The sequence below is a fragment of the Sinomonas sp. RB5 genome (genome assembly GCF_054063535.1).
On record NZ_JBSSGJ010000002.1, the window covers coordinates 49,525 to 62,231 of the forward strand.

Below are 12,707 nucleotides of genomic sequence, written 5' to 3' on the forward strand. Positions count from 1 at the left end.
GAAAGGAAGAACAGTCTCCATGTCGCCCCTGACCGACCATGAGCTCACCGAGCTGCTGGCAGCGGACCGTACCCTCGCCGTCGTCCGCGCGGCATCGATCCCGGACGCCGCCGCGCTCGCCGCAGCCCTCCGCGCGGGCGGGGTGCGCTCGCTCGAGCTGACCTTCACGACGCCGGATGTCCTCACCTACGTGCGCCGCGCCGTCGAAGGCGGCGACGGCACCGTGGTGGGCGTCGGCACCGTGATGACCGGGGACCAGGCACGGGCGGCCCTCGACGCCGGCGCCCAGTTCCTCGTCACCCCGGGGATCCGGGCCGAGGTGGCGCGGGTCGCCGTGGAGGCCGGCGTCCCGGTCTGCCTCGGCGCTATGACGCCCTCCGAGGTCGCGCAGGCCCTCGACCTCGGATCCTCGGTGGTGAAGGTCTTCCCGGCGCGGCAGGTCGGGCCGGCGTTCCTGAAGGACCTGCAGGGGCCGTTCCCGGGCATCAGGCTCCTGCCGTCAGGGGGCATCGATGCCTCCAATGCCCGCAGCTATCTCGACGCCGGCGCCCTCGCGGTGTGCTGCGGGACCTCCGTCGTGCCGCCGGCGGCCGTCGAGGGCGGGGAGTGGGAGGACATCGCGGCCCGTGCCGCGGCCTTCACCGCAGCCCTGCCGGCCGCCCAGGTCGTCGGATCCTGACCGCGGACGGGGAGCCCACCATGTCCATGACAGCCGTGTGCCTGGGCGAGACCATGGCCATGCTCACGCCGGGACCGGGCACGTCGCTGGCCGACGCCGGGCGGCTCGAGCTCGGCAGCGGCGGGGCCGAGTCCAATGTCGCCCTCGGGCTGGCCGCGATGGGCGTCGGCACGCACTGGGTCAGCCGGGTGGGCCGCGACGGCTTCGGAGCCCGCATCCTCACCGAGCTCACTCAGGGCGGGGTCGGCGTGGAGGGCGTCGAGGCGGACCCGTCTCGGCCCACCGGCCTCTACGTGAAGGTCCCGGCCCACGGCGGGTCCCCGGCATCCGTCCTCTACTACCGGCGCGGCTCCGCGGCCTCCGCCATGGGCCCGGACCTCCTGGGCCGGCCGGCGGTCGCGGGCCTCCTCGCACGCGCCGACCTCGTCCACCTCAGCGGCATCACCGCGGCCCTCTCCGACGAATGCCTTGCCCTGCTCGAAGCCCTCCTGGGCCGCCCGCGCGGCAGCCAGAGGGTCAGCTTCGACGTCAACTGGCGCGCCCCCCTGTGGGCCGGGAAGGACCGCAGCGTCCTGCGGGAACTGGCGAACCGAGCCGACATCGTGCTCGTGGGGCGCGACGAGGCCGAGCACGCCTTCGGTACCGGGGACGAGGCCGAGATCAGGGCCCTCCTGCCCGACCCGGCTGCCATCGTCATCAAGAACGAGGCCGTCAGCGCCATCGCCCTCGAGCGCGACGGCCCGCGCTCCGAGGTCCGCGCGCTGGCCGTGGAGGTCGTGGAACCGGTGGGCGCCGGCGACTCCTTCGCCGCCGGCTACCTCAGCGGCGTCCTCATGGGCCTCGACCAGAGGACCAGCCTCCGCCGCGGGCACATCGCCGCAGCCTGTACCCTCACGGTCAGCGGGGACCGCGGCGCCCTTCCGCCGCCCCCCGTCCTCGACCGCGTCCTGGCGTACTCCGACGAGGGCTGGAAGCGGACCACCGTCACGAGCGCCGGCTTCTCCACGGCCCTGCCGCATCAGGGCCCTGCTCTGGCCGGGCGGCGGTAAGGGCGGCTGCCGCCGAGGGGCGTGCCTCGGCGGCCGCGCCCGCTAGCGTAGACGGCATGACTCCCGGTGCCGGACGCTTCGCTCCCAGCCCCTCCGGCGAACTGCACCTCGGGAACCTCCGCACGGCGCTGCTCGCGTGGCTCTTCGCCCGGTCCGGGGGGCGGCGGTTCCTCCTGCGGGTCGAGGATCTGGACCGGGCCCGCGCGGGAGCCGAGGAGGTCCAGCTGAGGGACCTCGCCGCCGTCGGCCTCGACTGGGACGGCGAGGTGGTCCGCCAGACGGAGCGGGGAGCGCTCTACGAGGAGGCGATCGCGCGCCTGACCGCAGCGGGCCTCACCTACGAGTGCTACTGCACCCGGCGCGAGATCCAGGAGGCGCCCAGTGCCCCGCACGCGCCGCAGGGCGCGTACCCCGGCACGTGCCGCGACCTCACCGAGGCGCAGCGCTCACGACGCCGCGCGGAGCGTCCCGCCGCGATCCGCCTCCGCGCCTCGGTCACCGACTGGGCCGTGACTGACGTGCTGCACGGGCGGTACTCGGGGCTCGTGGACGACTTCGTCCTGCGGCGCAACGACGGGGTCGTGGCCTACAACCTCGCCGTCGTCGTGGACGACGCCGCCCAGGGCGTCGGCCAGGTGGTCCGCGGCGACGACCTGCTCCCCTCCGCCCCGCGGCAGGCCTACCTCGCCGGGCTACTCGGGGTGCCCGTCCCCGAGTACGCCCATGTGCCGCTCGTGCTCAACCCCGCCGGTCGCCGGCTGGCCAAGCGCGACGGCGCGGTGACCCTCAGCGCGCTGGCGGCGGCCGGCGTCGGACCCGAGGAGGTGACGGGGCTGCTCCTGGGATCCCTCGGGCTGCCCGCCACGCTCCCGGAGGCGCTCACCGCGTTCGATCCTGCCGCGCTCCCCCGCGACCCGTGGATCCTGGACCCGCAGGACTTGACCCCCAGGAGGTGACTTCCAGAAGGTGGCCTTCAGAAGGTGACTTCCAGGCTGGATCTGAGGGGCACCTTCTGAAGGTCAGGTCCTGAAGGGCACCTTCTGCGGGTCGGCGCGTCGGCCAGCGCGGGCGCGGGGCGCCGGATCAGCCCTGCATCGTGAAGCGCGCGGCGGTCCGCTCGGCGAGCCACGGGACGCGGTAGAGCGCGCGGAAGGCGGTGTTGCGGGCGGCCATGGCGCCCGGGGGGAGCGCACGGCCGAGCGCCATGTTGACCCTCGCCTGCCGGGCCGCGGACCACGCGGCGCGGAGTCGCTCTGCCTCGGTCGCCGCCCACAGCTCGTCCCACGCCGGGCCCGGGGCGTCCCGGCGCGCCCGGACGTCCGCGGCGATGAGCGGCACGAAGCCCTCGGCGTCCAGCCAGCCGAGGTTCATCCCCTGCCCGCCGATCGGACTCACCTCGTGGGCGGCATCGCCGGCGAGGAGGACCCTCCCGGAGCGCAGCCGGGCAGCGAGCCGCTCGGTGACCGTGAAGGCGCTCAGCATGGTGCACGTGGACGGATCCGGCCGCACCCCGGTCCGCTCCCCCACGATCCGGGCTAGGTCGCGGGCCGACGGGTCCAGGGCCGGCTCGGGCACGTGCGCGACCCAGCGCCGCACGCCCCCGGGCAGCGGGAACGACTCGACGATCCCCGCGGCCTCGAGGTGCAGCACCGCCCGTTCCCCGTCGCCCGTCGCGTCCGCGAAGTCGCCCATCAGGTAGGCATCGGGCAGCGCTCTGGTGCGTACCGGGATGCCGAGGCCCGCGCGCAGGGGCGAGCGGGCGCCGTCGGCCGCGATGACCCAGCGGGCCGCCACGGACTCGCCGTCCTCGCAGCGGACGACGGCGCCGCCCTCCTGCTGCTCGGCCCGCACCGCCCGCACGCCGCGGCGCAGGGCCCCCGGCGCGAGCACGGCAAGCCGGTCCTCGAGCGCCTGCTCGGTGGCCCACTGGGGCACGGCGAGCACGGGCGGCCGGAACGCGATCCGCGCCACGGTGCGGGTGGCGCCGGAGTCGCGGGTACGGGCGGCGCCCTCGCGAAGGGGTACGCCGGCGGCCGCGACCGTCTCCGCCACGCCGGCCCGCGCGAGGACCCGCAGGCCCGGCGGGTGGATGCCGATCGCCCGGGTGTGCCGGCTGCGTTGGGGCCGGGCCTCGAGGACTGCGACGTCGAGGCCGAGGTCCGCCAGGAGCACCGCGAAGCAGAGCCCCACCGGGCCCGCGCCCACCACGGCGACGTCGTGCCGCGCGCCCATCCTCAGGCGCCCAGGGCCGCCCGGCCCGTCCCCGGACGTCCCGGGTCGCGGGCGTCCCGGCTCACGGGAGCCTGCGGGTCATGAGGGCCGTCTCGACGGTCAGCCCCGGGCCGAAGGCCATCGCGCAGATCCGCTCTGCCCCGGGCGAGTCGGGCCCCGCCTCCGGTGAGCCGGACGCGCGCGGCGGGGACCCGGCGTCGTCCGCCTCCGCCTCCGGAAGGGCGAGGATCCGCTCGAGGACGAACATGATGGTGGCGCTGGACATGTTGCCGAACTCGCGCAGGGTCTCGTAGGCGGGGGCGCCCTGGCGCTCGGAGAGGCCGAGGCGGGCCACGACCTTGTCCACGATGCTCCGGCCGCCGGGGTGGATGGCCCAGTGCTCGATCTCGGCGTGCGGGCGGCCCACGAGGGAGGGGTCGCGGGCGAGGAGGGGTTCGAGGGCGCCGGTGATGTGCTCGTCGATGATGTGGGGGACGTAGGTGCCGAGGACCATCTCGAAGCCCTGGTCGCCGATGTTCCAGGCCATGTTCTCCTCGCCGACGGGGGTGAGCGTGGTCTCGAAGGCGTCGAGGCTCACGGCCGGTCGGGTCAGGGGCAGGTCGCGGGCCGTGACCACCGCGGCGGCCGCGCCGTCGGCGAACAGGGAGGCGCCGAGGATCGTGTCCGGGTCGTTGGAGCTGCGGACGTGGAGGGTGCACAGCTCGACGAGCGCCACGAGGACCACGGCGTTCGGGTCCGCGTCGCAGAACGCCTTGGCCATGCGCAGGGCGGGGAACGCGGCATAGCAGCCCATGAAGCCGAGGTGGAAGCGCTGCACCGACGGGCTCAGGCCGAGGTCCCGCACGATCCGGTAGTCGGGGCCCGGGTTGAAGAAGCCGGTGCACGAGACGGTCACCACGTGCGTGACGTCCGCCGGAGCGATCCCGTCCGCGTTGTCGAGCGCGCGGCGGGCCGTGTCGGTGAACAGGGGCGTGGCCTCGCGGACGAACACGTCGTTGCGCGTCTTGGTGCTCGGAGTCAGGAGCCGGCCCGTGGACGGGTCGAAGAAGTCCGGATCGTGGTCCGGCCGATCCCACGAGAACTCCGCGAGGGCCGAGTAGCGGGTGTCGATCGCGGCGGCGTCGAAGCACGTCGTGACGAGGCGCCGGCCGAGGCGGGTGAGGCCCTCCTGCGCGGCGAACACGTCGCGGGCCTCGGGCTGCTTGAGCACGGTGGACGGGACAGCGGTCTCGAGGGACCTCACCAGGACGGTCATGGGCCATTCTTCCCCCGGGGCGGGGGGCGAAGACAAGGGGTGGGGCGGTCACCCGCAGCAGGTGACCTTCAGCAGGTGACCTTCAGGAGGTGACTTTCAGACGGGAGGGGTGGGGTCAGAGCACCCCGGCGGACTCGAGCTGCTGGGCCAGCCCCGCGCCGTCGGGCGCCGAGGCCCAGGTGAGGCCGGGGCGGGAGGCGCCCCCCGCGGCGTCGTGCGTGGTGCCGCCCGAGAAGACGGCCTGGCCGGGCGAGAGCTCGCGGATCGCCACGGCAGCGACGGAGTCGGGGTGCTCGGCGGCGAACTCGGCGTAGATGGACTCGTCGTGCTGGCCGTTGTCGCCCACGAGGAGCCAGCGGATGCCGGGGAACTCGGCGGCGAGGCGCTCGAGGTTCTCCCGCTTGTGGTCCCGGCCCGAGCGGAACCAGCGCTCCGGGGTCATGCCCCAGTCCGTGAGCAGGAGCGGACCCGCCGGGTACAGGTTGCGTCCCAGGAACCGCTGGAGCGTCGGCGCCGCGTTCCATGGCCCGGTCGAGAGGTACACGATCGGCGCCTCCGGGTGCTCGGTCGCGAGCCGGTCCAGCAGCACCGCCATGCCCGGCGTGGGGGTACGGGCCCGCTCGCTGAGCACGAACGTGTTCCACAGCGCGAGGAACGGGCGCGGGAGGGCGGTGACCATGACCGTGTCGTCGATGTCGGAGACGATCCCGAACGCCGCCCCTGGCTCGACGACGAGCACCTGCGCGGAATCCGGCTCGGCGCCGTCGGCGCTCATCCGCGCCTCGTGCCAGCCCGGCTCGAGCTCCACGTCCACGAGCGCGTCAACCACCCCGCCGGCATCGGCACGCACGACGGCGCGCGTCGCCCCGATCTCGACCGTCACCTCGGCGTGCTGGATCGGCACCGAGGTGAACGAGACCCAGCCGCGGAAGTTGTTGAAGGCGTCCGACTCGCCGTGCAGGCCGGGCCGGGCGTACATGACGCGGCCGAGCACGCGCACCCGCCGCGTGGACCCGTAGCCGCGGTACGCGACCACCTGCGCCACGTAGTCCCCGCGCCTGGCCTGCCGGGTGCGCAGGTCGTTCCAGGACTGCGCGACGCGCTGTGCCACATGGAACAGCGGCTTGAGCCGGGGGGAAGCGCCGGCGAACCCGGACTCGGGCGGGGAGGCGAGTGCTGTCGCGGTGCCTGCGGCGGACGCCTCGCCGCCGGGGTCGGCGCCGGCGGTGCGGGGGCCGTCGGGGCCAGAGACGGCGTGGGGGTGCTGCGCGGTCATGGTCCCACTGTCCCACGGGGAAGGGGCCCGCATCACATCGGGCGGCCGTCCGCGGGCCTTTTCCCGGGCATTTCCCCCTGCAGGCGTCCGGGGCAGCGGGGCCGGAACTGCCTCAGACCCGCGCGAGCTGCTCGATGTCCTCGAGGAACGCGGCGGCGACCTCGTCGCTCACGGTCGTCTTGGTCTCCGCAATGGCCTCGAGGTAGTCCTGCGTGCTGGGCCCCCGCCGCGCACCGGCGTCCGCCGCGCGGGTGCCGTCCGGGCCTGTGTGCACCGGCTCCCGGGCCGCGTCGGAGCCGCCGGTGAGGGCCGCGCCGCCGGCGCCCGGGCCGGCGTCGTGCGCGAGGTCCCCGGCATCGCGGTGGACGGCACCGCCCGCCGCGGGCGAGTCCGCCATCCCCGGCACCGCGACCGGCTCCGCGGCGTACACCGCCTTCTCGAGCGCCCGCTGCGAGGCCGACCGGGCGGCGAACTCGATGTCCGCCGGCGAGAAGCCCTCGGTGCGCTCCACCAGCTGCTCCACCTCCACGTCCGGCAGGACCGACTCGGGGATGAAGCGCTGCCACATGGCCCGGCGTGCCTCGGCATCCGGGAGGCCGATGGGGATGACGTAGTCGAAGCGGCCGTGGCGCAGGAAGGCGGAGTCGAGGGCACGGATGAAGTTGGTCGCGCACACGAGCAGCCGCCCGGGCTGCTCGCGGAACGCCGGGATGATCTTGAGCAGCTCGTTCGTGACGCCCTGGTTGGGGCTGGGCGGATCGCCCGCGCGGTGCGAGGCGATCTCCTCGACCTCATCCAGGAACACGACCGCGTGCTCGAGCTCCGAGATCTCGAGGAAGGTGCTGCGGAGCGCGCCTGCGAGGCCCTCGGGCCCGGCGGCGAGGCGGGACGGGAACACCTCCACGAACGGCCACTCGAGGCGGGAGGCGATCGCCTTCGCGAACGTCGTCTTCCCGGTCCCCGGCGGCCCGAAGAGCACGACGGCGCGCGGCGGCACCACCCCGAACTCGTCCGCGAGCTCGGCCTGGGCCAGGGGGAGCACGAGCCGGCGCTCGAGGAGCTGCTTCTCCCGCTTCATGCCGGCCACCTTGTCCCACAGGTCGCGCGGGAGGACCCGGCCGCCGAGCTGGGCGAGGGGCTCGAGCTCGGTGCGCTGGACGGGGATCTGCCGCTCGAAGAAGCGCAGGTTCTGCACGTCCTTGAACCCGCGGGAGAGGAAGGCCTCGAGGCGGGTCTCGGTGTCCGGCATGAGCGCGGAGAGCTTGGTGAGGCCGAGGGGTGCCATGCGGTTCTCGAGGGCCGCGAGGAGCGCGGTGCCGATCCCGCGGGAGCGCCACTCCGGGAGGGTCGCGAGGAACACGATCCAGCCCTGCTCGTGGGCCGCGCGGCCCACGGCGGCGCCGACCACGTCGTCGCCCTGGAGCGCCACGACCGCCACGTCCTTCTGGCAGCTCGCGAGGACCTCGGAGAGCGAGTACACCGGTTCGATCCCCGAGGCCGTCATCGCGCTCCACAGGTGCAGGATCCCGTCCAGGTCCGAGGGGTGGAAGTCCCTGATCCGCCAAGTGGTCATCGCCGGTGCTCCTTCGCTCCGTGGGCCCCTTTGCGGCCACTGAGGCGAGTCTATCGACGGCAGGTGGCGGTGGGGTTGCGCGGGCGGCGTCCGCTCCTGCCCGCTTTGGCCCCGCGGCCTATGTGGGCAGGAAGGGACGCACGCACCCGCGTCTGGGCGGGACCGGCATCCAGTGTGCGGCCAGCCTGCTCTGACAGGATTCCTGCATGAGTATCGTGAAGATCAACGCCATCACCGTTCCCGCCGACTCCGGGGATGAGCTTGCCCGCCGCTTCGCCGCCCGCGCCGGGGCCGTGGACGGCCAGCCCGGCTTCGAGGGCTTCGAACTGCTCCAGCCCACCGACGGCCGCAACGTCTGGCTCGTCGTGACCCGGTGGGCCGACGAGGAGAGCTTCGAGGCCTGGAAGAACTCGGCCTCGTTCGGGCGCGGGCACGGCCGGCCCGACGGCGCAGCTGCCGAGGGGACAGAGGGCGGCCAGCCCGGGGGCGCAGGTGCCGAGGGCGCCGGAGCCGGGGGCGGCGAGCGCCAGCGCCCGGTAGGCATGTCCGCCGAACTGTGGAGCTTCGTGCCCGCGGACCTCGGCCGGTAGGCCGGACAGACAGGCCGGACAGACAGCCCGGCTGAGGAACGCGTCACCCGCCGCGGCGCCCTCCGCACCGCTCCACCGAGCAGTGGCTCGGGAAGACCCTGCGCTTCGGTCGGAGCCCCCGTCTTCAGCCGGAGGTTCTGACCGAAGGGCAGGGCGCTTTCCTTCAGCCGGCCGGCCGGCCGCGAGCCCCGCGCCAACGGCTTTCAGCCCGGCAGCCCGGCCGGGCCCCGGGGGCGCCCCGCTCAGCCGTGCCGGCGGCGCAGCACGAGGGCGAGCACCGCGGCCACCGCGGCCGCGACGGTCATGATCACCGCCATGGGCACGGCAGTGCGGTCCCCCGCGAGCCCGGAGAGCGGGGAGACGATCGCGCCGAACACGAACTGGGTGGCCCCGAGCACGGCGGACCCGCTGCCCGAGACGTGCCGCACGGCGCCGAGTGCCAGGGCGGACGAGTTGCCCATGAGGAAGCCCACGCTCGTCACCGCGCACCAGATCGGGATCGCGAGGAGCCAGCGCGGCACGGGTGCGAGCGCGAGCGCCAGGATGGCCGCGCAGAAGACCAGCAGCAGCGGAGCCGCCACCGCCACGATCCGCTGGGCCGGGATGCGCTTGACCAGCCGGGACGAGATGTACCCGGCGATGATGAGCCCCGCGGCGTTGAGCCCGAACAGGGCGCCGTACGCGAGCGGAGGCAGCCCCATGACCACCTGGTACACGAACGGCGAGGCGGGGATGTAGGACATCATCGCGGCGAACGAGGTCGCGAAGAGCCCCGCGTACCCGAGGTACCGGGGCACCCTGAACAGCTGCGCGAGGCCGCCGAGGATGCCGTGCTCCCCACGGGACTCGGGCGGGAGCGTCTCCCGGAAGACGGAGGAGACGCTGAGCATCATGAGCGCGAACAGGCCCGCGAGGGTCCACATGATCCCGCGCCACCCGATCGGCCCCTCGAGCAGCGCGCCGAGCGAGGGCGCCACGGCCGGGGCCACGCCGTTGACGGTCATGAGGAGGCTGAGGGTGCGGGCGGTCTCCGAGCCGCGCGTGAGGTCCACGATGATGGCCCGCGCGATCACGATCCCGGCCGCCCCGAACAGCCCCTGCCCGAGCCGGGCGGCCACGAGCACCTCGAGGTTGGGCGCGAGCGCTGCCGCGACCGAGGAGAGGATCGCGCCGACGTTCCCGATGAGCAGCGGCCTCAGCCGGCCGAACTTGTCCGAGATCGCGCCGAAGGCGAGCTGGCCCGCGGCCATCCCGAGGAGGAAGCCCGTGAGCGTCAACTGCACGCCGGAGGCGGTCGCTGCGAACTCCTGCTGCACGCGCGGGAAGCTCGGCAGGTACAGGTCGGTGGACAGTGGCGCCGTCATGGACAGGAACGCCAGGACCAGCAGCCACGCCGCGCTGAGGCCCCCGCTGCGGTTCAGCGGCTTCGCGGGCATGGCAAGGCGTTGGTTGAGGCGTCAGGCACCCGCCCAGACTACTCGGCCGCGGCGCACGACGCCGCGCGGCACCTCCCGCGTGACGGCGCCTCCCGCGCGGGTCTCCCACAGGTGCTAGAGCAGCCTCCGGGCCCAGTCCGGGGTCCCCGCGAGGACCTCGGGATGCTCCTCGGCGTACCGGCGGAGGCCGCCCTTGCGCGGCACCTTCACGGGTTCGGGCCACCGCGGAGACAGGCCATCGCCAAGGGTGACGCCGCGGATCTTCCGGCCGATCAGGGGCACGACCCAGTCGCCGACCCACGTCCTCTGTGCTGCGACCCACTCGCGGGGGCCCCGCCGTGTCCGCGGCTCCCGCCCGCGCTGCTTGACGCGCTGCGGATACCCGAGCTGGTCGAGCACCTGGCGGGCGAGGAACTTGTGGCCCGCCTTGGACATGTGGAGGCGGTCTGCGTCCCACATCCGCCGGTCGGCGTACTCGTCGAAGCACCAGTAGTCCACGAGCACGGCGCCGAGCTCGCGCGCGAGGCCCCGGACGCGCTCGTTGTACTGCCAGTTGCGGTGCTTGAGCGGCTCGAGCAGGCGGTTGACCTTCACGTCGTACCCCGTGAAGAGGACGAGGGTTGCACCGGTCTCCGTGAGCCGGCGCGCGAGGTCCTCGTACTGCCCGAGCAGCAGGTCCATGTCGGTCCCGAGGTCGAGGATGTCGTTCCCGCCCGCATAGAGGGTCACGAGCGTGGGCTCCATGGCCAGCGCCGGCTCGAGCTGGTCCGCGACGATCTGGCGCAGCCGTTTGGAGCGGACCGCGAGGTTCGCGTACTCCCAGCCCTTCTCGGCCTTGGCGAGCTTCTCGGCCACCCGGTCTGCCCACCCGCGGACGCCGTTGGGCAGCGCGGGGCTCCAGTCCCCCACGCCCTCGGTGAAGGAGTCGCCCAGGGCGACGAACCTCTTCCGGGTCCCGCGCACGCTGCCTGCCACCCGGCGAGCCTAGGCCCGGCGGGCTACCGGCGGCCGAAGGGAGGGTGAACGCCAGGCAACGGCCACGGAGGTGACTCCGCAACCCGACGGAGGTGACTCCTCAACCCGACGGAAGTGACTCCGCAACCCGACGGAAGTGACTCCTCAACGCGACGGAAGTGACTCCTCAAGGACTACTTGACGCAGGGGACGCCGCCGCCCACGAGGGCGTCGGACCAGTCCCCGGCGTTGAACGTCGAGGACGGCGAGGGCGACGGCGCTGCGGCAGCCGGAGGCGCCTGGCCCGGCCCGGCCGCCTGCCCATCGGAACCCTGCGCCCCCGACCCGGCCGCCTGCCCATCGGAACCCTGCGCCGCCGGAGCCGCCGGCGCTGCCTGCGCCGGGGCGGCCGGCGCAGCCTGTGCCGGGGCCGAGGAGGCCGGTGCGGGCTTGGGGTTCAGCAGGTCCTCGACCTGGGCCCGGATGGCCTGCTTGTCCACGATGTTCACGGATTCGCCGGTGTCGCTCGTGCCGAACTGGACGATCGGCAGGGTCACGAACTTCGTCTTGTTCTCGGTCAGCTGCTTGGCCTTGAGCCCGAAGTCGATGAGGTTCAGCCCCTGGTCCACGGCGATCTTGTCCTTGAGGGCGTCTAGGATCCCGGTGACCTTGCCGAGGTCCGTGAACGTGCCCCTCTGCTTGAGCTGGGTCGCGAGCGAGGAGATGAAGGCCTGCTGGCGGCGCGAGCGGTCGAGGTCGCTCAGCGCCACCCCGGACCCGGAGGTGTCGCGCCGCTGCCGGACGAACGCCACCGCCTGCTGGGCGTTGATCTGCTGCACGCCGGCCTTGAAGTCGGCCCCCGAGTAGGAGTCCTGGGTGGCCTCCTGCAGGCACACCGTGATGGGCGCGACCGCCTTGGCGACGGAGAGGAACGCGGCCATCGTGACCTCGGCGAAGTGGTCGATCTTGATGCCGAGGAAGTTCTCGACCGTGGCGATCTCGGCCTTGCGGCCCGCGTCACGGGCGGCCTGGTAGATCTCGTCCTGGCTCTTCCCGCCGGGGTTGGCCGCGAGAGTGTGCATGGCCTGGTCCATCGCGTAGCCGTAGGCCTGCTTGACCTTGCCCTGCTGGATCCCGTCCGGCGCGCCCGCGAGGTCCACATAGTCGTCGCGCGGGACCGAGATGATCGTGGCCCGGCTGCCGTCCTTGGGCACGTGCAGCACCATGAGGACGTTGCTGTTGTACCCGCCGTCGTCCGAGCTGCCCGAGTGGAGCGCGTCGTACTCCTCCTGGCTCAGCGGCTTCCCGTTCTCGTCGAGGCGCGAGTCGAGGCCCATGAGGAGGATGTTGACGTCCTGGTCCAGCCCCTTGCCGCCGGTCAGCGCGTCCGAGCGCCGGATCCCGTTCTCGAAGCCGAAGTACGTGGCCGCCGCCCACACACCCGCCCCGAGGACGAGCGCCACGGTGACGACCCCCGCGAGGACGGCCGCCCGGCGTCGGCGGTAGACCCACCGGCGGTCGTAGGCGAGGGACTTCTGGTACAGGTTGCGGAAGGGCGCGTCCTCGGGTCGGCGCATGCGGGTACCTCTCAGTGGACTCGGGGCGCGCCCGGGGTGGGGCGCGCCCCCACGGTAGCGCCGGAGCCTCGGTGAGAGCTGGACGC

11 protein-coding genes are annotated in these 12,707 nt (G+C 73.8%); 4 read left to right on the forward strand and 7 right to left on the reverse strand.

Annotation, left to right across the window (positions count from 1 at the left end; translation table 11 throughout):
* The first annotated feature begins 19 nt into the window (after positions 1-19).
* The 3 genes from ACVWWH_RS02880 to gluQRS are packed head-to-tail and all read left to right on the forward strand — an operon-like array spanning position 20 to position 2,684.
* Complete coding sequence (locus ACVWWH_RS02880; RefSeq protein WP_066500709.1) at positions 20-679, forward strand: bifunctional 4-hydroxy-2-oxoglutarate aldolase/2-dehydro-3-deoxy-phosphogluconate aldolase; 660 nt, start codon at positions 20-22, stop codon at positions 677-679.
* Positions 680-699: 20 nt separating this feature from the next.
* On the forward strand, positions 700-1,728 hold the full coding sequence (locus tag ACVWWH_RS02885) for a sugar kinase (RefSeq protein ID WP_457315556.1): 1,029 nt from the start codon (positions 700-702) through the stop codon (positions 1,726-1,728).
* 56 nt (positions 1,729-1,784) lie between these two features.
* Positions 1,785-2,684 (forward strand): tRNA glutamyl-Q(34) synthetase GluQRS, encoded by a 900-nt coding sequence (gluQRS, locus tag ACVWWH_RS02890; protein ID WP_457315557.1) that lies wholly within the window; start codon positions 1,785-1,787, stop codon positions 2,682-2,684.
* Positions 2,685-2,811: 127 nt separating this feature from the next.
* On the opposite strand, the gene ACVWWH_RS02895 is transcribed toward gluQRS, so the two are convergent.
* The 4 genes from ACVWWH_RS02895 to ACVWWH_RS02910 form a co-directional block, all read right to left on the reverse strand.
* Complete coding sequence (locus ACVWWH_RS02895) at positions 2,812-3,960, reverse strand: FAD-dependent oxidoreductase (protein WP_457315558.1); 1,149 nt, start codon at positions 3,958-3,960, stop codon at positions 2,812-2,814.
* Between the two features lie 61 nt (positions 3,961-4,021).
* Entirely contained in the window at positions 4,022-5,215 is a 1,194-nt protein-coding gene (locus ACVWWH_RS02900; RefSeq protein WP_066500720.1) for a type III polyketide synthase, read from the reverse strand.
* 115 nt (positions 5,216-5,330) lie between these two features.
* On the reverse strand, positions 5,331-6,491 hold the full coding sequence (locus tag ACVWWH_RS02905; RefSeq protein ID WP_457315559.1) for an App1 family protein: 1,161 nt from the start codon (positions 6,489-6,491) through the stop codon (positions 5,331-5,333).
* A 112-nt stretch (positions 6,492-6,603) separates the two neighbouring features.
* Positions 6,604-8,064: an ATP-binding protein gene (locus tag ACVWWH_RS02910; protein WP_457315560.1), complete on the reverse strand. Its 1,461-nt coding sequence runs from the start codon at positions 8,062-8,064 to the stop codon at positions 6,604-6,606.
* A 206-nt stretch (positions 8,065-8,270) separates the two neighbouring features.
* On the opposite strand from ACVWWH_RS02910, the gene ACVWWH_RS02915 reads away from it, so the two are divergent.
* On the forward strand, positions 8,271-8,654 hold the full coding sequence (locus ACVWWH_RS02915) for an antibiotic biosynthesis monooxygenase family protein (protein ID WP_066500724.1): 384 nt from the start codon (positions 8,271-8,273) through the stop codon (positions 8,652-8,654).
* 242 nt (positions 8,655-8,896) lie between these two features.
* Here ACVWWH_RS02915 and ACVWWH_RS02920 read toward each other — a convergent pair whose 3' ends face one another.
* The 3 genes from ACVWWH_RS02920 to ACVWWH_RS02930 form a co-directional block, all read right to left on the reverse strand.
* Positions 8,897-10,090 carry a multidrug effflux MFS transporter gene (locus tag ACVWWH_RS02920; RefSeq protein WP_457315561.1) on the reverse strand — a complete coding sequence of 398 codons (1,194 nt, stop codon included), beginning with the start codon at positions 10,088-10,090 and terminating at the stop codon, positions 8,897-8,899.
* 114 nt (positions 10,091-10,204) lie between these two features.
* A complete protein-coding gene (locus ACVWWH_RS02925; protein ID WP_457315562.1) occupies positions 10,205-11,065 on the reverse strand; it encodes an SGNH/GDSL hydrolase family protein in 861 nt (286 codons plus the stop codon).
* A 173-nt stretch (positions 11,066-11,238) separates the two neighbouring features.
* Positions 11,239-12,621: an LCP family protein gene (locus ACVWWH_RS02930; RefSeq protein ID WP_457315563.1), complete on the reverse strand. Its 1,383-nt coding sequence runs from the start codon at positions 12,619-12,621 to the stop codon at positions 11,239-11,241.
* Positions 12,622-12,707: the final 86 nt, after the last annotated feature.

Coding starts and splice junctions, on each gene's coding strand:
- ACVWWH_RS02885 (WP_457315556.1), top strand. CDS start 700: ATGTCCATGACAGCCGTGTGCCTGGGCGAGACCATGGCCATGCTCACG.
- ACVWWH_RS02895 (WP_457315558.1), bottom strand. CDS start 3,960: ATGGGCGCGCGGCACGACGTCGCCGTGGTGGGCGCGGGCCCGGTGGGG.
- ACVWWH_RS02930 (WP_457315563.1), bottom strand. CDS start 12,621: ATGCGCCGACCCGAGGACGCGCCCTTCCGCAACCTGTACCAGAAGTCC.
- gluQRS (WP_457315557.1), top strand. CDS start 1,785: ATGACTCCCGGTGCCGGACGCTTCGCTCCCAGCCCCTCCGGCGAACTG.
- ACVWWH_RS02920 (WP_457315561.1), bottom strand. CDS start 10,090: ATGCCCGCGAAGCCGCTGAACCGCAGCGGGGGCCTCAGCGCGGCGTGG.
- ACVWWH_RS02910 (WP_457315560.1), bottom strand. CDS start 8,064: ATGACCACTTGGCGGATCAGGGACTTCCACCCCTCGGACCTGGACGGG.
- ACVWWH_RS02880 (WP_066500709.1), top strand. CDS start 20: ATGTCGCCCCTGACCGACCATGAGCTCACCGAGCTGCTGGCAGCGGAC.
- ACVWWH_RS02900 (WP_066500720.1), bottom strand. CDS start 5,215: ATGACCGTCCTGGTGAGGTCCCTCGAGACCGCTGTCCCGTCCACCGTG.
- ACVWWH_RS02915 (WP_066500724.1), top strand. CDS start 8,271: ATGAGTATCGTGAAGATCAACGCCATCACCGTTCCCGCCGACTCCGGG.
- ACVWWH_RS02905 (WP_457315559.1), bottom strand. CDS start 6,491: ATGACCGCGCAGCACCCCCACGCCGTCTCTGGCCCCGACGGCCCCCGC.